Origin of the sequence: Fibrobacter sp. UWCM (assembly GCF_900129735.1) — a bacterium.
Taxonomy (GTDB): Bacteria; Fibrobacterota; Fibrobacteria; order Fibrobacterales; family Fibrobacteraceae; genus Fibrobacter.
In genome coordinates, this window is record NZ_FQWR01000004.1 from 180,144 (window position 1) to 203,070 (window position 22,927).

Annotated in this window: 22 protein-coding genes; 16 read left to right on the top strand and 6 right to left on the bottom strand. The window is 55.9% G+C overall.

Annotated features, from left to right (window positions below; genetic code table 11):
• Positions 1-32 precede the first annotated feature (32 nt).
• The 3 genes from BUB22_RS04420 to BUB22_RS04430 form a co-directional block, all read right to left on the bottom strand.
• Positions 33-2,945, bottom strand: coding sequence for a DNA topoisomerase (locus BUB22_RS04420; RefSeq protein WP_073114091.1), 2,913 nt, complete (start codon positions 2,943-2,945; stop codon positions 33-35).
• 32 nt (positions 2,946-2,977) lie between these two features.
• Entirely contained in the window at positions 2,978-3,430 is a 453-nt protein-coding gene (locus BUB22_RS04425; protein ID WP_073114092.1) for a zinc ribbon domain-containing protein, read from the bottom strand.
• A 90-nt stretch (positions 3,431-3,520) separates the two neighbouring features.
• Positions 3,521-4,342: a hypothetical protein gene (locus tag BUB22_RS04430; protein ID WP_073114093.1), complete on the bottom strand. Its 822-nt coding sequence runs from the start codon at positions 4,340-4,342 to the stop codon at positions 3,521-3,523.
• A gap of 335 nt (positions 4,343-4,677) precedes the next feature.
• Here BUB22_RS04430 and BUB22_RS04435 point away from each other — a divergent pair, with 335 nt between their 5' ends.
• A complete protein-coding gene (locus BUB22_RS04435; RefSeq protein ID WP_073114094.1) occupies positions 4,678-5,415 on the top strand; it encodes an SDR family NAD(P)-dependent oxidoreductase in 738 nt (245 codons plus the stop codon).
• Between the two features lie 4 nt (positions 5,416-5,419).
• Here the strand turns inward: BUB22_RS04435 and BUB22_RS04440 are convergent, their stop codons facing one another.
• Positions 5,420-6,580 (bottom strand): acyltransferase family protein, encoded by a 1,161-nt coding sequence (locus tag BUB22_RS04440; RefSeq protein ID WP_073114095.1) that lies wholly within the window; start codon positions 6,578-6,580, stop codon positions 5,420-5,422.
• Between the two features lie 108 nt (positions 6,581-6,688).
• Between BUB22_RS04440 and BUB22_RS04445 the strand changes: the two genes are divergently transcribed.
• The 3 genes from BUB22_RS04445 (at position 6,689) to radA (ending at position 10,338) form a co-directional block, all read left to right on the top strand.
• Positions 6,689-7,249, top strand: a complete 561-nt coding sequence (locus tag BUB22_RS04445; RefSeq protein ID WP_072811133.1) for a deoxycytidylate deaminase — start codon at positions 6,689-6,691, stop codon at positions 7,247-7,249.
• A gap of 21 nt (positions 7,250-7,270) precedes the next feature.
• Positions 7,271-8,848, top strand: coding sequence for a hypothetical protein (locus BUB22_RS04450; RefSeq protein ID WP_073114096.1), 1,578 nt, complete (start codon positions 7,271-7,273; stop codon positions 8,846-8,848).
• Between the two features lie 95 nt (positions 8,849-8,943).
• Positions 8,944-10,338 carry a DNA repair protein RadA gene (gene radA, locus BUB22_RS04455; RefSeq protein ID WP_073114097.1) on the top strand — a complete coding sequence of 465 codons (1,395 nt, stop codon included), beginning with the start codon at positions 8,944-8,946 and terminating at the stop codon, positions 10,336-10,338.
• A gap of 48 nt (positions 10,339-10,386) precedes the next feature.
• Here radA and BUB22_RS04460 read toward each other — a convergent pair whose 3' ends face one another.
• Positions 10,387-11,808: a pentapeptide repeat-containing protein gene (locus BUB22_RS04460; RefSeq protein WP_083535378.1), complete on the bottom strand. Its 1,422-nt coding sequence runs from the start codon at positions 11,806-11,808 to the stop codon at positions 10,387-10,389.
• A 130-nt stretch (positions 11,809-11,938) separates the two neighbouring features.
• Between BUB22_RS04460 and BUB22_RS04465 the strand changes: the two genes are divergently transcribed.
• The 12 genes from BUB22_RS04465 to thiH all read left to right on the top strand — a co-directional run bounded on the left by BUB22_RS04465 (position 11,939) and on the right by thiH (position 22,673).
• The gene (locus BUB22_RS04465; protein WP_073114098.1) at positions 11,939-13,141 is read left to right on the top strand and encodes an NAD(P)/FAD-dependent oxidoreductase; all 1,203 of its coding nucleotides are present in this window, start codon (positions 11,939-11,941) and stop codon (positions 13,139-13,141) included.
• Between the two features lie 9 nt (positions 13,142-13,150).
• On the top strand, positions 13,151-13,597 hold the full coding sequence (locus tag BUB22_RS04470) for a SufE family protein (protein WP_072811124.1): 447 nt from the start codon (positions 13,151-13,153) through the stop codon (positions 13,595-13,597).
• An 8-nt stretch (positions 13,598-13,605) separates the two neighbouring features.
• Positions 13,606-14,127, top strand: a complete 522-nt coding sequence (locus BUB22_RS04475; RefSeq protein WP_072811122.1) for a hypothetical protein — start codon at positions 13,606-13,608, stop codon at positions 14,125-14,127.
• 101 nt (positions 14,128-14,228) lie between these two features.
• Complete coding sequence (locus BUB22_RS04480; protein WP_072811119.1) at positions 14,229-14,747, top strand: gamma carbonic anhydrase family protein; 519 nt, start codon at positions 14,229-14,231, stop codon at positions 14,745-14,747.
• 4 nt (positions 14,748-14,751) lie between these two features.
• The gene (locus tag BUB22_RS04485; protein ID WP_072811116.1) at positions 14,752-15,711 is read left to right on the top strand and encodes a diacylglycerol/lipid kinase family protein; all 960 of its coding nucleotides are present in this window, start codon (positions 14,752-14,754) and stop codon (positions 15,709-15,711) included.
• A complete protein-coding gene (locus BUB22_RS04490) occupies positions 15,712-16,800 on the top strand; it encodes a UDP-3-O-(3-hydroxymyristoyl)glucosamine N-acyltransferase (RefSeq protein WP_254794633.1) in 1,089 nt (362 codons plus the stop codon). It abuts the gene before it with no gap.
• A gap of 3 nt (positions 16,801-16,803) precedes the next feature.
• The gene (locus BUB22_RS04495) at positions 16,804-17,691 is read left to right on the top strand and encodes a UDP-3-O-acyl-N-acetylglucosamine deacetylase (RefSeq protein ID WP_073114100.1); all 888 of its coding nucleotides are present in this window, start codon (positions 16,804-16,806) and stop codon (positions 17,689-17,691) included.
• Positions 17,660-18,151, top strand: a complete 492-nt coding sequence (gene fabZ, locus BUB22_RS04500; protein ID WP_072811109.1) for a 3-hydroxyacyl-ACP dehydratase FabZ — start codon at positions 17,660-17,662, stop codon at positions 18,149-18,151. The genes BUB22_RS04495 and fabZ overlap by 32 nt, the downstream gene beginning before the upstream one ends.
• Positions 18,152-18,396: 245 nt before the next feature.
• A complete protein-coding gene (gene mdh / locus BUB22_RS04505; protein ID WP_072811107.1) occupies positions 18,397-19,338 on the top strand; it encodes a malate dehydrogenase in 942 nt (313 codons plus the stop codon).
• Positions 19,339-19,622: 284 nt separating this feature from the next.
• Positions 19,623-20,519 carry a mechanosensitive ion channel family protein gene (locus BUB22_RS04510; RefSeq protein ID WP_072811104.1) on the top strand — a complete coding sequence of 299 codons (897 nt, stop codon included), beginning with the start codon at positions 19,623-19,625 and terminating at the stop codon, positions 20,517-20,519.
• Positions 20,520-20,554: 35 nt separating this feature from the next.
• Positions 20,555-21,322: a thiazole synthase gene (locus BUB22_RS04515; protein WP_073114101.1), complete on the top strand. Its 768-nt coding sequence runs from the start codon at positions 20,555-20,557 to the stop codon at positions 21,320-21,322.
• Positions 21,323-21,410: 88 nt separating this feature from the next.
• Entirely contained in the window at positions 21,411-22,673 is a 1,263-nt protein-coding gene (gene thiH / locus BUB22_RS04520) for a 2-iminoacetate synthase ThiH (protein ID WP_073114102.1), read from the top strand.
• Positions 22,674-22,676: 3 nt separating this feature from the next.
• On the opposite strand, the gene BUB22_RS16870 is transcribed toward thiH, so the two are convergent.
• The coding region (locus tag BUB22_RS16870; protein ID WP_217650346.1) for a hypothetical protein at positions 22,677-22,927 on the bottom strand (251 nt) is incomplete at its 5' end.

A 22,927-nucleotide genomic window follows, 5' to 3' on the forward strand; every position in this document is an offset into this window, starting at 1 on the left:
CCCTCGGGGCCGGCTTTTCATACAGAGAATTATTACTTGATGACTTCAACGGTCAACTTGTTGAAGGCAATCTTGCCGCCTTCGCGGAGTTCGAGCGCGGCGCGGAACGTGGTTTCGTTCTTCTTGAACGGCTCCAGCACGGGTGTGGCCTTGTCTTTTAGCAGTTTTTCGACTTCCTCGTCGCTGAATTTGCGCTGGTAGAACACCTGCGGGATGCCGTAGCCACATTGCGGGCACACGTAGGCGCCGGGCGCATCTTGCGGGCCGCTTTGTGACGGGCCACTTTGCTGGTTTGAACTGCCGCGGAATCGCAGGCTGTCGCCACAGACGGGGCAGGGGAGGTCTCGATGTTGGAATTCGAATACGGCGCGGCCCTTGTCGGCGCCTTCGCCCCACTTGAGGGCGGCCGCGAATTCGGAGCCCTTCTTGCTCTTGAATCCTTGAATGAGCGGCGTGTGCCCGCTCTCGAACAGAGCCGCGATTTCCTTTGCGGTAAGCACGTGCCCCGCGATGGTCTTGAAAAGCGTGAAGTTGCAGTCGTTTGTCATCCCCGGCTCTTTTTCATTTGTCATCCCCGGCTCCGACCGGGGATCTTTGGATTGCGCAGTTCCCGTGCAGAATATCGCGTTCTTGTTCTCTTCGAGCGGGCTTCCGCACAGCGGGCACTTGTAATCCGTCTTTTGCCCGTGGAACTTGCCGTCACTTTCGAAGGCGAAATTGATATTGAAGTCCTTGTCGAGCGTGAGCTTGGCCGAGAATTCGGAGCCTTTCTTGCTCTTGAAACCGGAAAGCGGGCCGACGGTTTCGCCGGCGAGGAGCGCCTTGACTTCGGAATGGGCGAGCATCTTGCCTGCCACGGTGTGCCCGAACCTGAAGCCGCATTCCGCATTGGGGCACACGTAGCCCCACGGGGCTACATCGAGCGCGCCGCCGCACTTGGGGCAGTTCAGCTTTTCGGTCGCGGCCTCGCGCTCGAACTGGCAGGCATAGCGGGCATGCAAGTCTGCAAAAAGCTGCTTCACGTATTCCACGATGCCGTCGCGGAATTCGACCGGCGAAAGGGTGCCCTTCTCGACCTGGGAGAGCTTGTACTCCCATTCGCCCGTCATCTCGGGCGATTTCACCTTCTCGTCCATGAGCGCGATGACTTCGCGGCCTCGGGCGGTACTCACCAGGTAATTTTTCTGCGCCTCGATGAATCCGCGCTTCTTGAGCGTCTCGATGATGCCCGCCTGCGTGGCCGGCGTTCCGAGCCCGCGGTCCTTCATGGCCTCGGCGAGTTCCTCGTTCTCGATTTGCTTGCCCGCCGTCTTCATCGCGGCAAGGAGTGTGGCTTCAGTGTAATACTTGGGCTTGCTCTTCTTCTTTTTCTGCAGTTCCACGCTGTCGAAGGGGGAGGTGTCGCCCACGTTCCATTCTGGGAACGCTTCGACCAGGTTCGTGATTTCGTCGCTGTCGTTCGATGCGCCGCCCTCGCCCGAGTTATCACCCGCATTTGTCATCCCCGGCTCCGACCGGGGATCTTCTTTTTTCTTCTTTCCCTTTTTCTTTTCTTCTTTTACCAGCGCACGGAATCCCAAATCCTCGTTCCGCTTCAGCTTCAGCCGGAACAAATCCTCTTTCGTCTTTTGTCTATCGTCTTTCGTCTCTAAAACCACCTCCATCTCGCTCCATACGTACGGCTTCAGCCATGCCTGCACAAAGCGTTCCTTCGCCAAGTCGTAAATCTTCTGCTCCATTTCGGGTAGCCCGTTCGGTGTTTCGCCGGTCGGGATAATGGCGAAGTGGTCGGTGACCTTGCTCGAGTTGATGAACACGAAATTCTCGCTTTCGTTGCGCATTACGCCCTTCTGTTCGGGGCTTGCGAGCCTCTGGGCGAGTGCGTATGCCTCCTGCTTCATGGTGTCGGGCAGGTACTGCGAGTCGGTACGCGGGTAGGTGAGCAGCTTCTTTTCGTAGAGGTTCTGCGCGCAGTCCAAGACTTGCTGGGCGCTGAACTTGAAACGCTTGTTGCCTTCTTTCTGCAGTTCCGTCAAGTCGAAGGGCTTTTGCGGGAACTGCTTCTTCTGCTGCGTGTCGATTTTCGCGATGGTCGCCGGTGCGGGCGGCTTGCAGCGCTCCACGACTGCATTCGCTTCCGCCTCTTTCTCGAAAACCGCGACTTTTAAACCTTCGGACTTTTTGTCAGATTCCTTTGCAGAAGCATCTCTTTCGTCTTTCGCCTTTCGTCTATCGTCTAATACGTATTGCGCCTGATACCCTTTCCACGTTCCGACGACGCTGTAGTAGTACAGTTCCTTGAATTGCTCGACGATGGTATCGCGTTCCACGACCAGGTTCAAGGTCGGAGTCTGCACGCGGCCCACCGAAATCATCTTCCCGCGGCCCGCCGTGAGTGTGTAGGCGCGCGTCGCGTTGAGCCCTACCATCCAGTCGGCACGTTGCCTAAGGCGGGCGGCGTAGCTCAGGTTCACGCGCTGAGTGGCGTCTTCCAGGTTCTTCCACGCCTTGTCGAGGTCTTTCGCCACGTAGCTGTTCACCCACAGGCGCTTGATGGTCTTCTGCTTGAAAGCGGGCGTAAAGTCGAGAACCAGGTCGAAAATCAGGTTGCCTTCGCGGCCGGCATCCGCGCCGTTCACGAGCACGTCGGCCTGTTCCATCATCTGGCGCACCACCGCGAGCTGCTTTCGGGTGCTCTCGATTTCCATCAGGCGGAACTTTTCGGGCAAAAGCGGCAGGTTCGAAAGCCGCCAGCCTCCCTCGTAACCGGGGTAGGCGTCGAGCGGCGCGAGCGTAATCAGGTGGCCCACGCACCAGGTGATGCAGTGGTTCTTGCCGATAAGGCATCCGTCGCCCTGCGTGAACTTCTCTCCCTCGATCCGCTCGAGCATCGGGCGGTAGTGCTGGTTTGCAACAGAGGGCTTTTCGGCGACGAGAAGAATCATGGTTGCCGAAAAGATATAAAATTGATGTGCGTTTAGGCCTGCTGTTTCCAGTGTTTTAGTTGCGAAAGGTGCGAGTCGAAGAACTTGCGTCTTTCTGCTTCCGGCATGTTTTCTGGGTTAGGCATGTGCGAAAGCAAAAAGTCCAGCAGTGTATTTTTGTCGGCGTAGGCGAACTTGCCGTCGGCATAGCACCACTTGCAGTAATCCTCGTTGAAGTTGCCGTCGATTTCGCGGCTGATCATCGCGTCGTCGCCGAGGGGCATGCCGCAACACTGGCAAAAGAGCTGACGCGGCGCGCCGAGCAGCGTATTGATGGAAACGTTGAATTCGCGAGAAAGCACCTTGAGCATTTCGGTGTTCGGCTGAGTCTCGCCGGTTTCCCAGCGGCTAACGGCCTGCCTGGTCACGTGAATGCGTTCAGCCATCTGGTCTTGCGTGAGGTTGTGCTTTTCGCGGATGTTCTTCAAAATTTCTTGGGTCGTCATGAAATCTCCTTTGTTCGATTACAGAGTCAAATATACCTACGGCCTGGCGCAAATGCAAGAAACAGGCTGTTGCGTTGTGTAAAAGATAAACTAGTCTTTTGATGGGACTTGTCTCGGCATCTTCAGGTTCAGGGGGCGGTAAAGCTCGTCGTATATCTGTTGGAGCTGTTTCGGTTCGAAATCGTAAAGGCGGAAAGTTCCAATGACGCTTCTTGCGGTATCGAGGTTGCCGAGATTCCTCCCGACCTGGATATGCTTGAAACCGACAATATTGATTGCCCGCATAAGGGGGAGAAGTTCGCGTAGAATTCGCTTGTTGTTGCCGCTTTCCAGTATCAGGACAATCCAGTCGCTATCGGGAAAATCGTTGAACCGCCTAGCTTGACGCACCATAGCCAGGTCCTTGGCGATTAAATTGAACGGGGACAACGGCTTGATTTCTGCGTGTGGAAAGTCTCGGTTGCGGATAGTTTCCAGTGAATTCGGAGGTCGCTCTCCCGAAAATCCGTCGCCGGTCATTGCGATGAACGCTCCGGTGGAATCGGTGATGTAGGCTTTGCTGGAATCGGAATGTAGCGCCCATATCTTTTTGCCGGGGTCGTCTTCCGCTTCCTTCTGGATGGCGACGTATAGGACTTCCGGTTTTCTCTTTTGATAATCTTCTGATGAGGGATTGATGAGTTCCGTCAAAACGGTGTAATAGGTGTTCGGCTGGAACCCGCGCCGTGCTCCAATCACGAAATAACTGTCGGTGACGGCGACGGCCAAATTCAGTAGGGAAGGATCGTCTGCTTCAAAAGGGACAGGGACATCTTCATACATGCCGTCGGACCCTGCGTTTGATTCTTCCTTCGGTGCTGAGCACGCTCCCGCAAGAATGCCAATGATTGCAAAAAGAAAAAATTTTTTCATACAGCATTTTCAAAGATAATAAAACGGATAGTCGTTGCTTCGGTCTTTTTTTATGCGGCGGGGAACACCGTGAGAACAAATTTTCGTGTAAAGTAAGATTTTACAACCGCTTTGCCCAAAAAAATGCTAAAATTATATTTGTAAGCGTGAGGACCTCGGGTCAAGCGCCTACGAAATTAGCCCCTGTCACCCCGGCAGGGGCTTTTTCTATACATTCCGGCGTTGTTCCTGCGTCTTTTTACACCTGTAAACGTTTTTCCGCACAAAAACTCCCCGAGTCAGGCCTTAAAAGTCTATTTTTTAGAAAACCGCGCAAATGCGCAAAGGGATTGAAAATGATCGACGTGAAGGGCAAGTGGACCTTGATTACCGGCGGCTGCCGTGGGGTAGGCCGTCTCACTGCCATCGAGATGGCGAAACTCGGTGCAAACATCATCTTGCAGGGGCGCGACAAGGCGCATGCCGAACCCGTGATGGAAGAACTCAAGAAGTACGGCGTCGAGGTGCGTGCCGTGGGCTGCAACCTCGAAAGCGAAGCCGAAATCGATGCCGCCCTCGCAGAAATCGACAGCTGGGGCGTGCAGGTGGACCTCGTGTTCAACAACGCGGGCCTCATGAGCCACTACTTCACCGACTACCTCACCAACACGATGGACGATTTCCACCACGCGATGGCCGTGAACTTCTTCGCCCCGATCAAGATTGCCTACCATTTCTTGCTGGGCATGATCCAGCGCGGTTTTGGCCGCATGCAGCTCACCACGAGCGGTATCGCGAACGAGCCGGAACTCATGGGCTACGCCTGCGCGAAGGCTGCCCTCACCAAGTTCGTGAAGGATTTCGCCTGCAAGCTCAACGGCACCGACGTGATGATGAATGTTATGGACCCGGGCTGGCTCCGCACGGACCTTGGCGGCCCGAACGCCCCCAATGCTCCCGAAAGCGTTATCCCGGGCTCGATGGTCTCCGTGATGCTCGATGACAAGAAGAGCGGCCGCTGGTTCAGCGCCCAGGAATTCACGGGCATGACCCTCGCCGACGCCGTCGAGAAGGGCAAGTCGGTAGAAGCGTAGTTGCTCAGGCCTTCCGAAGCAGTCTTGAAAGAAGGGGGTGCAGAATTGCATTCCCTTTTTCACATAGTATCCCGAGCCCTTTCCAGAACAGGTCAACAAGCGTGCCTGCAACAAACGAAAGCGCAATCAGCAAAATAAGCGAGAGAATCGCATACCTCGGGGTCGTGACCACTTTGGACATAATCCCGAAATAGTAACAGAAGAACGTGTGGATGAGCCACATATTGGTGCTCTGCTTGCCGAGCTGCACAAGCCCGCTACGGAGCACCCGGACCCGGTTTACGATGTCGATGGTCGCTACCGTCAACGCGGGGATAAAGAAAATATCGAACTTGTCGCCAATTTCGCTCTGACGCAGGAATATCACCGCCATCCATATGCCGATGCCTGCAATGGGGTTCAACAGCCCGTTCTTTTTCATGGAATCGTTCAGGCGGTCGAGAATCCCGTTCCTTGCGACGATTGCGCCCATCCAGAAGCAGGCGGCGTAGGGAGCCGTCTGGCAGAAGAACTTGATGTAGAGCATGTTCCTGCCGAGCACGCCCAGCGTCTCGTTCTTGATGACGCCCGGGAATATGTTCGTCATGAGGATGGTGACGACGACGGCGAGGAATATGTTCACCCGCATGGAGAACTTGTCGATGATGGCGCGGATGAGGGGGAAGGTCATGAGCGCGAAGGCGTAGCTGATGAGGAACCACCATTCCCTGTTGTAGGTCGAGGTGAACCCGAGGAAGTTCGAGACGAGTTCCTTCAGCGTAAAATTGGAGAACCTCGTGTAGATAAAGGCATCTTGGCAGTAGGCCGCCTGTGTGGAGAAGAAGATGAACCCGATGGGGATGAAAATCAGGAAAACCTTCCAGTACGCGAAGTAGAGCTTCTTGAGTTTCCCAACCAGGTCGAACTTTTTGCCGAATTGGCTCAGGTAGGTGCCGTACCCGCCGAAAAAGAAGAACATCGGTACGCAAATCTTGCCGAAGAACCCGAAGTAGATGGTGGAGGGAATCCCGAAAATCGTGAACAGGTATTCGAGGGGCTCGCCCGCCGTGCGGGTACCGAAACACCACAGGTGGTGCATCAGCATGAGCGTGATGGCGACGGCCTTCATTATGCGGGTGTCGTCAACGGTCAGGAACTTGTCGGTCTGGATGGGTTCGTTTGTCATAGGGTAAAAACGCGCGATTGTCCGATATTTTTATGCAATAATAGGAATTATGGCGCACTTTGACATATGCTTGATCCCAAATGGCACATATTGACTATATTTCGGTACATGAACAACAACTCTTCTCGTACAAAACTTCGCGATGAAGTTTATACCCAAATGATGGTGGCGCAGGCCCGTCTAAGTAAAGACCAGAATACGCAGATGGGTGCGGTACTCGTGAGTGCCGACGGTCGCGTGATTAGTACCGGCTACAACGGTGCCCCGGCGGGTTTTGACGACGAAACCGTCCCGTACACCCGCGAAAAGCAGAAACTCGCTTACGATTTGCTCGACGCCGATACGGGTGAACTCCTGAGCCACCACGAGTTCGAGGCGAACAAGTACCCCTTCATGGTGCATGCCGAAATCAACGCGCTCCACTATGCACGAGGCAAGGTGCCTGCGGGTTCCAAGCTTTACGTGATCGGGTTCCCGTGCGAACGCTGCGCCCTGGACGTAAGCCTTTCGGGTGTTTCTGAGGTGTTCGTGACCAAGGACGATTACGACCCGAAATCGACCCTCAACAACAGCCGCGATACCGCCTACTACATGTTCGCGCAGGCGCATATCGTGGTGACGCTTTGCGGCAAGCGCATCCGCCCGGTGGTCTCGAAACCCGCGAAGTAGCACCTGGCGAAGGTTTTGTCTATGCGCCTGTTCAAGAGTCGTTGCGCCTGGCTTTTGTTTGCGTGCGTCCTGGCTGCGTGCAATCTGCTTGCATGTAGCGACTCTGCGAGCGTATTGGACAATCCCGATGCCCCCACGGTTCCGCAATCATCTTCGGCGAAATCTTCTTCATCGGCCCTGGGGCGATTTGACCCCTATTACGGCGCGGATTCCGCTTCGGGCGAGCCTGTCGATACCGCGGGCATTGTCGCCCTAGAACTGGGGCTTTGTTCGGCCGACCGCAAAAACGAAATCGGGCGCACTACATTTTGCGGTTCGACATGCTATGTGATTTGCGATTCTTCACAGTGGCGTTATGCCACGATGGACGAACGCGATGTAGACGGGTTCCCCGAGGATGCCCCCGAAGGTTCCATACGCAAAGGAAACCTGCTGAGCCTTGACCGTGTCTACGTTTTCGAGGATGGCAGGTGGCGCCCGCTGACATTCGTGGAAAAAAAACTCGGCTATTGCGATAGCTCTATTTACGACAAGATAGATAGCGTTCGCGGGTCGTACTACTACTGTATGGCGCCTGATGGCGACGGGCGCGCGGAGTGGGCCGAAATTCCCGCTGTGCAGGCGGACTACCTCCTGTTGCCGGATAGCGCCGAAGAGGATGACCTTTCTTACGGTTCGCGCTCGGGCAGGTATTTCCTGTACAGGCTGGGCAAATGGCACATGGCGGTCATCGAGGATGTTGTCGGGTATTGCTACGACAGGCGCGAGGGGCTGGTCGCCAAGTTCGCAAGCGGTTACGTTGTCTGCAGGTCCGATATCTGGATGCCCGCCCTCCGTGAAGATATCCTGGGCCCTTGCAATGCGGAGAGCGAAGGGAACGTGAGGCGCGTGCGTGCCTTCGAGTTTGCGTGCGAATTGGGAAGCTGGATTCCGGTCAATCTCCATTCGCATGAGGTGGATTCCGCGTTCTACTGGGATGCCTCCGTCGACGACCTGGGGCGAGTGCGGCTTGATTCCGCGACTGCAACCGCGGGATATTTTTACGAATACACGGACCTTGCCTTTAGCGGGAATTCTTCCGTCGAGTACCCGTCGAGCGTGAATACGATGGGATCCGCGTTGCGGCTTGCCCCGCTGGTAGCGGAATATGGCGCGATTCCCTTGGAGGTCAAGATGGGGGATTGCTACTCCAGGCCTTATGCCGGGCTCGGATTCAACCTCTGGAATTCCAGGGTGTGGAGCGATTCTTCGGAGGGTGTGGACATCCGCCGATGGGAAGGCTTGTGCATTGCCTACGAGTCCGAGGCGCCGCTGACGCTTGCGATTGCGCCCGAGGGAGGCTTTGTGTTAGAGGGTGGCAATTTCCACAAGGTGCGGCTGGAAGCGCGGAAACAGGCGGGCATGATAAATATCCCGTTCGAGAGTTTTGTGCAGGACTCCGGCTATGGCTACCCGGAAAGCCTTGAAACCGTTCTTTCTTCTGCGGCATCGATTCTTTTCTATGTAGAGGGCGAACCCGAAAAGAAATACGGGTTTGCGGTCCACGCGATTGGAAGCCTTCATGAATGCTCCCGCTGGTCTGAACCCGGGAAGAAATAGCGGGCCTGTCGGGATTCTAAAAAAAAAACTGCTTTTTTGTGCATTATGTCTTTGAATGACACATTTTGTCGCTTGTATTTGTTATATTAGTGCACATGGTAGCACTGAATAAAACCAAGACAAAAAAAGAAATAGAGTTTCTCTGTACGGAGTGCGGTAACACCACGCCCAAGTGGGTGGGCAAGTGCCCGTTCTGCGGGGCGTGGAACACGCTCAAGGAACATGCGGTAGAACCTGCAATAGAGGGGCCACGTGCATCCCGCGGGCTCGGAGGGCCGGTCCACCAGGTAGTGACGCTCAAGGATGTCGCGACTGAAGACACGCGGCGGCTGAGCACCGCCAATACCGAATTTGACCGCGTGCTGGGTGGCGGGCTTGCGCCAGGTTCCCTGGTGCTCATCGGTGGCGACCCCGGTATCGGCAAGTCCACGCTGGTTCTTACGACTCTCGCCACGATGACAGCCGCCGGCGTCAAGTGCCTGTATGTGTCGGGCGAGGAGAGTGCTTGCCAGGTAAAACTCCGCAGTGAGCGTCTGGACGTCTCGGGCAGTGATATGCTCCTGCTTTGCGAAACGAGCTTGGAAAAAATTGTCCAGCAGGCACAGGAAATCAAACCGCAGGTGCTGGTCATCGATTCCATCCAGACGGTCTACAAGGCCGATCTCTCGGGAACGCCCGGGAGCGCCACGCAATTGCGGGAATGCGCTCTCGACCTCATGGTATTTGCGAAGAATACGGGGTGCATCACCATCCTTATCGGGCATGTCACGAAGGATGGCCAGATTGCGGGCCCGCGCATTCTCGAGCACATGGTCGATACCGTCGTGTATTTCGAGGGCGACCGCAATCACCAGTACCGCCTGCTGCGTACCATCAAGAACCGCTTCGGCGCGACAGACGAGATAGGCGTATTCGAGATGACGAGCCACGGGCTTATGCCGGTAGAAAACCCGAGCAAGGTCTTTTTGCAGGAGAACACACCGCCCACGCCGGGGAGCGTGGTGTGCTGTGCGCTCGAGGGCTCCCGGGCGATGCTTTTTGAAACGCAGGCTCTCGTGAACCAGACGGGGTTTGCCGTGCCCCAGCGCGTTGCCGCCGGCATCGACCCCAAGCGACTCACGATTATCCTTGCCCTGCTCGAGAAGTTCGGCGGGGTGAGCATCGGGGCCTCCGACGTGTTTGCTAGCATTGCCGGCGGCATCAAGGTTTCCGATGCGTCGTCGGACCTCGCGCTTGCCCTCGCCATCGCGAGCAACCACCTGGGTATCCCGCTTTCCCGCCAGACCATCGCGGTGGGCGAGCTCGGTCTGTCGGGCGAGGTCCGGAGCGTGTCGCTCCTGGACCAGCGGCTCAAGGAGGCGCGTCGCCTCGGCATGGTCGAGGCGATAGTGCCGGCGAGCGGCCGATTGCCCGAGGTCCTCGACGGGATGAAGGTCGTGCGCGTGCACAACCTCTCCGAAGTCATTGCTTGGCTCATGGACAAGAAGTAAAAAAGCCCCGCTTCCGCGGGGCGTTAAATTCCATAAAGGGACTAGCGACTACTCGTCGTCATCGTCGCTGTGTTTCCTCTTTTTCTTCTTTTTCTTCTTCGGCATGGCGTCGTCAGCCACGGAGGACTTCTTGTTGCCCTGCACCACGACTTCGGCGGCCTTTTCACCCGGCTTGGTGAAGCCGTACTGGCGCGGTTCGAAACCGGCGGGGAACTTGGTGCGGCTGTCGTAAATCACCTTCTTGGCGGTAAACTTCTCGATCTTGGCGTCGCTCAGGTCGGCACCGGAGAAGTCAACGTTCTGCATCTTGGTGTCGGCGTCGATCTTCACGTTCTTCATCTTGGCGTTGGTGAAGCGCACGTTCTCGAGTTTGGCACCGGCAAAGCTTGCACCATTGAGCTGGGTACCGATAAAGTCGGTCTGCTGGATGGTGGAGTTCGCGAGGTTGGCCTTGTCCATGTCGGCACCGTCGAAGATGTTCTTCTTGATGTATGCACCGTCAAAGACTGCCTTCGTGAGTTCGGTACCGCGGAATTCGCACTTGCTCACTTCGGTATCGAAGAACGAGGTCTTGTTCATCTTGGCCTTGTCGAAATTGCTCTTCTTCACGGCGCCCTTGTCGAATACGACGCCGGTAAGGTCCTGGCCCTTGAAGGTCATGCTGCTCAGGGTGGACTGGGCGAACTTGGCCTTCTGGAGCTGGGTCTTGGAAAGGTCCACGTCATCGAACTCGGTCAGGGAAAGGTCGGCTTCCTGCAGGTTCACGTTCTGGAACTCGACACCGCTGAAGTTCGCCTGGGAAAGACCGGCCTTGCTGAAGTTCACGTTGATGAGGTCAACGCCCTTGAAGTTTGCGGCGATGAGGTTACATGCCGTAAAGTCGGTCTTCACGAGGGTAGCCTTCTTGAGGTTCACTTCGCCCATCAGGGAGCGGGAGAAGTTCGCGTTCGTGAGGTTTGCCTTGCTGAGGTCAGCGCGGGTAAGGTCCACGTCCATCACGGACGCCTGGGTAAAGTCCACCTTGCTGAAGTCGGTTTCGTCGGCCACCTTCATGGCGTCAAGGCGGGCGTTCTTGAAGTTCACGTTCGGGAACTGGCTACCGAGGAGCGTTGCACGGTAGAGGTCGGCCTCTTCCATGTCTGCGCCCTTGAAGTTCGAATTGCGGATGTCGGCGCCACTGATGGTCACCTTCTTCAGGTTTGCGTTCTTGAAGTTCGCTTCGCTAATCACCGCGTTACGGAAGGATACTTCCGGGAGCTGTGCGCCCTGGAAGTTCGGCTTTTCGCCTGCACTGCGCTGGAAGTCGGTGACGTTCTTCTTGGCCTTGGCATCCGAGAAATCAAACCCGTCGATGCGCTTGTCGCGGAAAGACATATTGAGGTCCTGTCCGGAATAATCCTGGGCAAAACCGCTTATTGCCAGTGCGCCGACAAGGCATACACCAAGTTTCGAAATCTTCTTCATATTCATATATCACTATTCCTTTTATGGAAAACTAAACAACCTATAGCCCTAAAATAACTAAAAAAAAGAAAAAATACTCACTTATTTAAAAAAAAGACCATATTTTTTTGCTTAAAAAACTATTTTTGGCCCTAGAATGTCCGTTTTTAAGTTTCAAGCGTACGATTTGGTCGTCTGCGGGGCTGGTCCTGCAGGCCTCATGACTGCCTATACGTTTGCAAAAATGGTCGGAAACTCCAAGAAGGTGCTGCTTCTCGACAAGAAGGAACCCTGGAAGGAACCGATTTTCTGTGCCGAGGCGGTTTCGACCGACAGGCTCTCCAAGCTCTGGCCCATAGACCGGTCCTGGGTACGTGGAGACATCTCGGGAATCTACTTTACGTCGCGCAAGCGCTACCGTGCGGAATTCTACAGCAAGAACTGCGGCATGATTCTGGACCGCCCCAAGTTCCACCATTCTATTGCGGATGGTTGCTTGAATGTGGGTGCGGAATGCCATTTCGATACCGTGGTGAAGAAACTTTCGCGCAATGCGGATGGTTCCTGGAATCTGGAGGTGCAGCCGAAGGGCGGCGAGGGTGAAACTATATGTGCGAAGGCCGTTGTGGATGCAACGGGCCCCGGTTCGCGCCTGACCCGCGGGATTGATTGCCTTGAGGGCATTGAATCTGGCGATACCGACCTGGAACCCGCAATTTTCGCGGTGGCGGAAGGCATCGAGCACAGCCGCGAGCACATTGAGCTCTTTTTCGGGAGCGAATTCCCGGACGGTTACGGCTGGATATTCCCGCGCGACGGCGTGGAGGTGAACATCGGTTTTGTGCTGGGCAAGAACGTGAACCGCGAGGGCACGCTCCGCCAGAGGTTGCTCGACTTTATCGCGAAGGATTACCCGCAGGCGAAGGTGAAGGCCGTGTATGGCGGTATGATTGCCTGTGGCCAGTCCACAAGGCCCATGGCGATGTGCGGGCTTTTCAAGGCGGGCGATGCGGCAAGCTGCATGAACCCCATCAGCCGCTCGGGCATCGTGGAAGCGCTCCTGTGCGGGACTATTGTCGCAAGATCCGTGAACGAATGGCTCGACGCGAAGTCGGAGAGCGAACGGGAATGCGTGGAGCGCTCCGTGCTCGACCGCTGGATGAAGGCGCTTGGCAAGTCGCACCTGCAGTTGCAGCGCGCGAAGGCCGGTTTCAACAGCATAACGGACGAGCAGTTCGACCGCGCCGCCGAAAAACTCTCGAAGCTCCCGCGTGAAAAGCAGACGCTGTTCCGCATATTCTTTACGGTCCTCCGTACGTGCCCTTCGCTAATCTGGAAGATGCGTTCGTTTATTTGCTAGGTGATGTTTATGTCGGGTACTATCGCAGAAAGAATTGAAGAAGTCCGTGCGAAGTTCGCTTCGTTCACCGACCCCGATGACAAGTGGAAATACCTGCTTGATTTGGCGCGCGCCCACCAGGGCATGGACGCAAGCCTCAAGGACGAAAAGTTCATTATCCAGGGGTGCGCCTCCACGATGTACCTTGTGCCGAAGTTTACGGGCGAGGTAATCCACTTCGAGATGGACGTGGAAGGCGGTACGACGAACCCGCTTATAAGCCGTGGCCTGGGTGCACTCGCACTCAAGGTTTACAACGATCTTGCCCCGAGCGAGATTCTTTCGCTCGACCCGGTATTCTTCCAGGATATCGGCCTCAATGTGGGGCTTTCGCCGACCCGCTCCAACGGGTTTGCGAGCCTCGTGAAACAAATTTATCTGTATGCTCGCGTCTATAGCGCGATAGCCAAAAAATAGGGAGAATTATGGTTAGTTTCTTGAACGGAAAGAGCCCTTTTGACGAAGCCGAAGAAAAACTCGAAGCTGGCGAGACCGTAAACGGCCGCCCAAAAATGCCGACCGGGCCCATCATGGGCTGGCAGGACGGCGTGTTCCTCCTGGTGGTGATTGGCCTTATCATTGGCGGCTACCAGTACTACCAGTATGCGAAGAAGAAGAGCGCCGAGACGTTCGCTGCCTGCAATTCGATGTACGAGCTTGCTGCTGCGGGCGAGGCCGCGAAGTACCTGGAGGCTGAATCCTGCTACGAGAGCACCTGGGATCTCGGATTCGTGAGCGATTCCATGGAAATCCTCCGTCAGAATCGCGTTGGTGCAATTACCGACATGCGCAGCGCCCAGAAGGATTTGCTCCAGGATGCCGGCGACGCCCTCGAGGATGGCGATACGGCGAAGGCCGTCTCCATCGTTACCGAATACAAGGGTGCGATGTTCCTGATCCGCGACGACAAGAAGAAGTGGGAATCCATCGCGGCGCTTGCGAAGTAACCTTCGTTTTTTGATGAGTGTGTCGCGTTTTTCTACGGGAAAACGCGGCTTTTTTATTTTGTGAACTGTTCTCGCGCCTTGAATAATTATACATTGGGGGCATGGCTAGAATTGTAGAATTGGATGGTAAGCGCCCGGAACTCGGGAACCGTGTTTTTGTTGCCGACGGGGCGTGCCTCGTGGGCGAGGTTTCCGTGGGCGATGATTCCTCCGTGTTCTACAATGCCGTGCTGCGAGGCGACCTTGCACCGATTCGCGTGGGTTGCCGCACGAATATCCAGGATAACGTTACGGTTCATGTGTCTACCGGAGTGCCGACGGTTATCGGGAACGAGGTTACCGTGGGCCATAACGCAGTCTTGCATGCCTGCACTATCGACGACAACGTGCTTATAGGGATGGGCGCCATCGTGATGGACGGCGCTCACATAAAAAAGAACTGCATCGTGGGTGCGGGTGCCGTCGTTACGCAGGGGAAGGAATTCCCCGAGAACTCGCTTGTCGTGGGTGCGCCCGCACATGTGGTGCGCGAACTCACCGTCGACGAGATGGAACGAGTGAGTGGCGGCATGCAGCGCTATGTGGAAATCAAGGACATGCTCCTGCGCGGGAACGGTTGATGCTATGAAGTTCTATTTTCTCATCAACCCGATTAGTGGCGGTGGCCAGGGCAAGATAATCCATCAGTTCCTGCCCGAAATCATGGAATCCATGGGCTTTGCTGCCGATGACTGGAAGGCGGAATTCACGCAGTACGAACGCATGAGGGATCAGATTCTGGAGGCCCTCGCTTCGACCGAGACGCTTATTGCAGTCGGTGGCGACGGTACCGTTTCGTCCGTGCTTTCTACGATGCTCGAATCGGGCTTTGCGACCAGGGTGAAGATAGGCCTTATCCCGCTGGGGACGGGCAACGACCTTGCGCGCGTGCTCAACCTGTACAAGCCTTTTGTGGACCGGGGACTCCTGTTCCTGGTGCGTCGCCTGCTGCGTGCGAAACCCGCTCCCTTCGATATCTGGAAGGTAAACGGCAAGTACGCGCTCGCGAACTATTTTTCGGGAGGGATCGATGCCCGCATTGCGCACGACTTTAACCAGGACCGTGCAAGCGGGGCGATTTCATCTTCGTCCGTGATAGCGAACAAGTTGCATTATGTGCGCCGCTTCTTTGCCGACAGGAACTACCGGCTGGGAGCCAGCATGCTTAGTTACGTGGACAAGTACGGCAAGACGCATTCGGGCGTATTGACCGGGCACCGCACCGTAATCGTGGGGAATATCCCGAGCTTTGCGAGCGGCGCAAACCCTTTTTACAAGTCCGACATGGCCGACGGTTTTTTGGAAGTGGTGGACGTGCCTTCCATGCCGCTGTTCCTGCTCGCTATCGCCATAGGGAACATTCCGCTTGTGGGGTTCCTGTTCAAGAAGCATTTCCTCAAGTCGGTGAAGGTGCATTCGCTTTCGCTTACCGTACCGCAGAACGAGTTCCTGCAACTCGATGGCGAGGACATGAGCGGCAAACTGGGCGAGACCGTCTCGATCGAGTTTGCGGCTCAGGTGCAGATGCTGAGGCTGGGGGACTAGGTGAAACCCGTTGCAATCTCAATGGTTTTGGACTGGCTGCGTGCCGAAGGCCTGCTGCAAGATGTTGCGCCGCAGGCCGTGTTGCGGGTCGCGCCGAGTACTGTAATTACCGGTTTTGCGTCCGTTGACTTGGCGGGGCCCGGTGACGCGAGTTTCTGGGTGGGCGATACCGTGAAGAACGAAACGAACGCGAACGGGTTTGCGTCTTCGCTGCTTGATAGCGTACGCACCGGACTGCTGTTCGTGCCGCAAGGACTTATGCCGGCGGAGAAGGTTGCCGTTGCATCGGGTAAGGAATTTGCGCCCGGTGTGGGCTGCATTGTCCCGGTTGAAAACCCGTACCATGCGATGGTCTGCTTCTTGGAAAAGTTTGCGGATTCTTTTGCGGGCGGTGAATGCGCCGGCGATGTTACTAGCGGCTCCTTCGTGGGCAGTGGATGCGCCGGCGATGTCGCGAAATCCGCCCGCGTGCATGCGAGCGCCGTAGTCGAAGGTCGCGTGGGCGAAAATGCCTTCGTGGGCCCGGGCTGTGTGGTGATGCGCGGGGCGACGCTCGGCGCGGGCTGCGTGCTCGAGGCGAATGTGACAATTTACCCGAATGTAGTCGTGGGGGAGGATTGCGTGTTTCAGGCGGGCGCCGTTATCGGTTCCCGCGGGTTTGGGTTCTATGAATATGAGGGCAGGCGCCGGCCGGTCCCGCACCTTGCGGGTGTGCGCATCGGGCGCGGTTGCAGCTTCGGGGCGAACACGGTGGTTGCCGCGGGTTTCTTGAGCCCCACCACGATAGGCGATAACTGCCACTTTGATTCCTTCGTGCAAATCGCCCACAACTGCCGCCTCGGGAACAACATCTTTATGGCATCGCAGTCGGGGCTCGCGGGCTCCGTGACGGTCGAGGAGGATGTCGAACTTGCGGGTGGCGCGCAGGTCGCAAACCACCTTACGCTCGGGAAGGGCGCACGCATTGCCGCGAAGGCGGGCGTCACCAAGAGCATTCCCGCGGGGCTTACCGTATCCGGGTTCCCCGCCGAAGAAATTACGGTATGGCGCCGCTCGATGGTGCGCCTCCGCCAGATGGGGCAAAAGTAGCGTATGCCTGCCTTCAAGAGTATAGAATTTGCGTCGCCTTCGCTCTCGCACCCGCGGGCAGACGTGCGTGTGGATGTCCTCGAGAAGGACCCGAACCGCGCGCCACGCGTATGCTGGTATGCGGGCGATGAACTTTTCTACTCGACGGATACCCTGCATTGTTACGGCGAACTCGGGTATCGCGTGGCGCGGACAGCAATTTATTCGAAACCGGGCCTGCATGGCCCGCTCGCCCTCGCCTCGACGGAGCATCTTGCGCCCGTGTTCCTCATGTGGCCGAACCAGCGGTTCGACGTGCACGTTGCTCCCGGAGATGCGGAAGGCGTTCTGGCCGAACTCCCTATGATGGACGGGAGCGCTCTGCCGTTCTTCCACGCCCTGAGGAAGGTCGCCGGTGTGCCCGAGCCCCTTTGCTTTTACGATGTTCCCGAGTCCTTTACCCTCGAGTTCCCGCGCGGGCGGGTGAGCGTTTCGCCTGCAGACTGTTTCGAGGTGGAATACGAGATTACCCGCGATGCGACTGCGGGTGGCGCTGCGTTCCGCTCGGCGGCGACCCTCTCGGTGTATTCCGCAGAGGACCTCTACCGCGCGTTTTCGGCCCGCACGTTCATTTTTGAGGAGGACTACGCGAAGGCGCGTGCCGAAGGTCTCCTCGCCGGAGTCGACGAATCCTGCGGGATGCTCCTGGACGGTGCCAGGCAGCCCCGTTACCGCATGGCGGAAGAGCCCGCCTGCCACAAGATTTTGGACCTGCTGGGCGATCTTGCCTTCGCGGTCCCTGCTTTACCAAAGGTGCGCGTTCAGATTCTGAACGGCGGCCATACCATTCACCATAAAATCATGGAGAAACTCCTGCCTTATGTCTCTACTGGAATCCCTCAAGAAATCTGAAAAAGCCGGTGTTGTTTACGATGCCGATGTGGTTCACGAACTGCTCCCGCAGAAGTTCCCGTTCGCCTTCGTTGACGAGGTCCTGAGCCTCGAACTCGGTGACGGCAAGGAGGTGCAGCCCTCCCTGGTTGGCCTTTACCATGTGACGGGCGAAGAGAAGTTCTTCCAGGGGCATTTCCCCGGCAATCCGGTGATGCCCGGCGTGCTCCAGGTTGAATCCATGGCCCAGGCGGCGACACTCCTCACGATGATTGCCCGCGAAGCTGAAGTGGTGGGCAAGCGCCCTGCCTTCATGGGCATCGAGAACTGCCGTTTCAGGAACCCCGTGCTCCCCGGCATGGACCTGCGCCTCGAGGTAAAACTCATCTCCGTGCGTCATGGCATCTTCAAGTATGCCGGCAAGGCCTTCTCCGGCGATAAACTCATGTGCGAAGCCGACTTTGTCGCCGCAATGGTATAAACGGAATAATTCCTGCGACTCCTAGAAATAAACTTTCCTTGGCTAGAAATAAACGGCTTTTATGTGGAAGGCGTCGGCCAAGGATGGGGAGGGTGCAGGGAGGGGCCCGTGCGGCCTTCGCAACTCTGAGCTGGGGCCCCGCCCGCGTATATTTTATACTTGCATGTAAAAAAGAATTTGTTTTTTATGCTTTTTTTACTATATTTTCGGACGAAAAAAACTATACCTTAAAAGGAAGGTTAATCATGGCTAGAAAGAAGATTGCACTCGTTGGTGCTGGTCAAATTGGTGGTACAATGGCTCTCGTGCTCGCCCAGAAGAATCTTGGCGACGTGGTTCTTATCGACATTCCGCAGACTCAGGGCATGCCGAAGGGCAAGGCTCTCGACATCATGGAAGGCCGATCCGTCATCAATTCGTCCGTCGATCTTCAGGGTTCTACCGACTACGCCGACCTCAAGGGTGCAGACGTGGTTATCGTTACCGCCGGTTTCCCGCGCATGCCGGGTATGAGCCGTGACGACCTCCTCGACAAGAACTGCGGCGTTATCAAGACCGTTGCCGAAGCCATCAAGGCTAATGCTCCGGATGCTTTCGTCATCGTCATTACGAACCCGCTCGACGCCATGGTCTACAACATGCAGAAGCAGTCTGGCCTCCCGGCCAACAAGGTCATCGGTATGGCTGGCGTGCTTGATTCTGCCCGTCTCGCTTGCTTCGTCGCCGACGAACTGGGCGTGTCTGTCGAAGACGTCAAGGCCCTCGTGATGGGTGGCCACGGCGACACGATGGTTTCCATCATGGAATGCGTGTCCGTGGGCGGTATCCCGGTATCTCAGCTCATGAGCAAGGAAAAGTTCGCCGAACTCGCCAAGCGCACTGCCGGTGCCGGTGGCGAAATCGTGAACCTCCTCGGCCGCGGCTCCGCCTTCTACAGCCCGGCTACTTCTGCCATCCACATGGCCGAAGCCTATCTCCTCGACAAGAAGAACGTGTTCTCTTGCGCTGCCAAGCTGAACGGCGAATACGGCGTGAAGGGCCTCTACTGCGGCGTGCCGGTTGTCGTCGGTGCAAACGGTGTCGAGAAGATTATCGAGGTCAAGATGAGCGACGAAGAAAAGGCTGCCTTCGCGAAGTCTGTTGAGGCTTGCAAGAAGAACGCCGAATGGGTCGACGCTCACACGTAATAAGACCGCTCGCTCTCATCTAGGGCGAAGAACCTGCGGTTATCGCTCGCTCTCGCAAACGCGACCCGTTAACACCGGGTCGCTTTTTGCTCACACGTAATTATAGAGATGTCATCCCCGCGTAGGCGGGGATCTTCCTACGAAAAATCCCTTCAGCTTTGCCGGGGGATTTTTTGTAATCTGGAACACACTTTGTTTTTAGGTCTGTGAGCGGGGTCATACCTGAAAGGGGCAATGTGGCCTCGATTCACTTTTTGCCTGAAAATATTGTTAGATTTGTTCCCGTGGACAAAATCAGAGAACTCATACCGAAAGATTCGATAGCGGAGCAGCTCCTGCTGGTCGTGCTTCTTATCGTTATTATCTGGTTTTTTAACAAGTCATTCCGGTTGTGCCTCAAACGTGCCGAAAAGCATGGCTTTGACCGTGCCGCAACTCCGCTTGTTTCGGACCTCGTCAAGTATACTACTTATGCCATCGGGCTTTTGCTTGGCCTGAATATTCTGGGCGTAAACACTAACGGGCTATTGGCAATGCTTGGTGCGGCGAGCCTTGCGGTGGGTCTTGCGCTCAAGGATACGCTCTCGAACGTTGCCTCCGGACTTTTGCTCTTGTTCCTGCGGCCTTTTGTGGCCGGCGACTACATTGAATGTGGTTCCATCAAGGGCAAGATTTGTGCGATTGGCCTTTTCAACACGACTCTCGAGACGTTCGAGGGCATCTACGTCTCTGCGCCGAACAGGTCCTTGTGGGGTTCTCCTATTGTGAACTATGCCCGCAATCCTATCCGCAGGCTCGATATCAACGTGGGCGTTTCTTATGACGCCTCTCTAGACGTTGTGTTCTGCGCCCTGCGTAGGATGGTCGAGCAGGAAGCGAGTTTCATGAAGGTCCCGCCTCCGAAGTTTTTCGTGAGCGAATATGCCGACAGTTCCATAAACGTCACGGTTTGGGTGTGGGTGCGTACGTTTGAATACTACGAACTCAAGCGCAAGTATTCAAGAATTATCAAGGACGTGCTCGACGAGCACAAGATTGAGATTCCGTTCCCGCAACGCGTTGTTCACCTGGTGAAGGAGGGCGAGGAAGCGGCTGTGGCGAAGGAACGTGAACCGGATTTTGACGACCTCGTGCAGGATGAAGTTACGTTCAACGGCGTCAAGATTAATCTTAACCGTTAATTTTCTATATTATGCCTTGCTAAAAAGAAGGCTATATGGAAGATAAACTCGTTATTGGCGGGCATGAATTCAGTTCCCGCTTTATCTTGGGTTCCGGCAAGTATTCGCTGAAATTGATTGAAGCCGCGGTGCGCGATGCGGGGGCACAGATTGTGACACTCGCGGTGCGCCGGGCGAACACGAAGGACCACGAAAATATCCTTGACTACATTCCGAAGGGTGTGACCCTGTTGCCGAATACGTCCGGCGCCCGCACCGCCGACGAGGCGGTCCGCATCGCGCACCTTTCCCGCGAGCTCGGCTGCGGTGATTTCGTCAAGATCGAAATCATGCGCGACACGAAGTACCTGCTCCCGGATAACTACGAGACGGTGAAGGCGACCGAAACCCTCGCTGGTGAGGGTTTCGTGGTGATGCCTTACATGTACCCGGACTTGAACGTGGCGCGCGACCTCGCTAACGCGGGTGCCGCAGCCGTGATGCCGCTTGCCGCTCCGATTGGCAGCAACAAGGGGCTTTCTACGCGCGAGTTCATCCAGATTCTGATTGATGAAATTGACTTGCCCATCATCGTGGATGCGGGTATCGGCAAGCCCTCCGAGGCCTGTGCCGCGATGGAAATGGGGGCCGCCGCCATCATGGCGAATACGGCGCTTGCTACCGCGGGCGACTTGCCGCTTATGGCGCAGAGTTTCAAGCTTGCTATCGAGGCGGGTCGCAAGGCCTACCTCGCAGGCCTTGGGCGCGTCCTCACGCGCGGCGCTTCCGCGTCCGACCCGTTGACAGGTTTCTTGAGAGACTAAACGAATTTAGAATGTGTCATCCTGAGCCCTTCGATTTCACTCAGGGTAAACTCCACAACGAAGTTGCGCAGTCGAAGGATCTAAAAAAATGAGCGAAAGAAAAGACAACAACTACCTGTTCGATTCCGGAAACCTTTCGGAAGGGGCGCTTGCCAAGAAGCACCGCCTTGAAAACGATCCGAGTTCCCGTACTAATATAATGGATTATCTGCCCGGCATGGAAGTCATCCAGTCGGACATTGCCGACAAGGTTCTCTCCGAGTCCGAAAATTTCGATTATTCCAAATACACCGGCAAGGACGTGAAGCGCGCCCTCGAACACGAACGCTGCACGCTCGAAGATTTCAAGGCGCTCCTTTCTCCGGCGGCCGCACCGTATCTGGAACAGATGGCCGCGAAGGCGAAAATCGAGACGAGCAAGCACTTTGGCAACAACGTCTATTTCTTCACGCCGCTCTACATCGCAAACTACTGTGAAAACTACTGCGTCTATTGCGGGTTCAACTGCTACAACCATATCAAGCGCATGCAGCTCACCATGGAGCAGATCGAGCACGAGATGAAGGTCATCGCCGACAGCGGCATGGAAGAAATCCTGATTCTCACCGGCGAAAGCCGCGCCAAAAGCAGCGTGGAATACATCGGTGAAGCCTGCAAGCTCGCACGCAAGTATTTCCGCATGGTGGGCGTGGAGGTCTACCCGGTCAATGTGGATGAGTACCGCTACCTGCACGAATGCGGCGTGGACTACGTGACGGTTTTCCAGGAAACTTACGACAAGGTGCGTTTCGAACAACTTCACCTGATGGGTCACAAGCGCGTGTTCCCGTACCGCTTCGATTCGCAGGAACGCGCCCTGATGGCGGGCATGCGCGGGGTGGCGTTCTCCGCGCTCCTCGGCCTTTCGGACTTCCGCCGCGACGCGCTGGCTTCGGCGCTCCATGTGTATTACTTACAAAAGAAGTACCCGCATGCCGAGATGAGCTTAAGCTGTCCGAGACTGCGCCCGATTATCAATAACGACAAGATTGACCCGCTCGACGTTCACGAGAAGGAACTTTGCCAGGTGCTTTGCGCCTACCGTATCTTCTTGCCGTACGTGGGCATCACGGTTTCCAGCCGCGAAAGCAAGGAATTTAGGAACGGCATCGTGAAGATTGCAGCGACTAAAGTTTCTGCTGGGGTTTCTACCGGAATTGGCGACCACGAAAGCAAGTATAGCGGCCACGATGACGGGGAAGGCGGCGACGAACAGTTCGAAATCAACGACTCCCGTAGTTTCAACGATATGTACGGCGACATTTCGGGCGAAGGCTTGCAGCCCGTGCTGAATGATTATCTGTACGTGTAGCGGCTAGTAATTGTAATCAGCGCAACCGGCATCGCCATAGGTCGAGAAGCAGACTCCGTAATCCGAGCGAAGCGCACCACCTTTCCCGTTTTCCCACATTATTGCTGAAGCGGGAATCAAAGCCACCTCTACAGATTGGCTGTGCTCGTCTCTCCCGCTGATTAGGCAAGTCTTTTTCTGTAAATTCATGCACAAAAAGCAGATTTTTCCATTTCCTTCTCGGTTAAGTAAGCTTTTTCTTCCATCCATTCCTC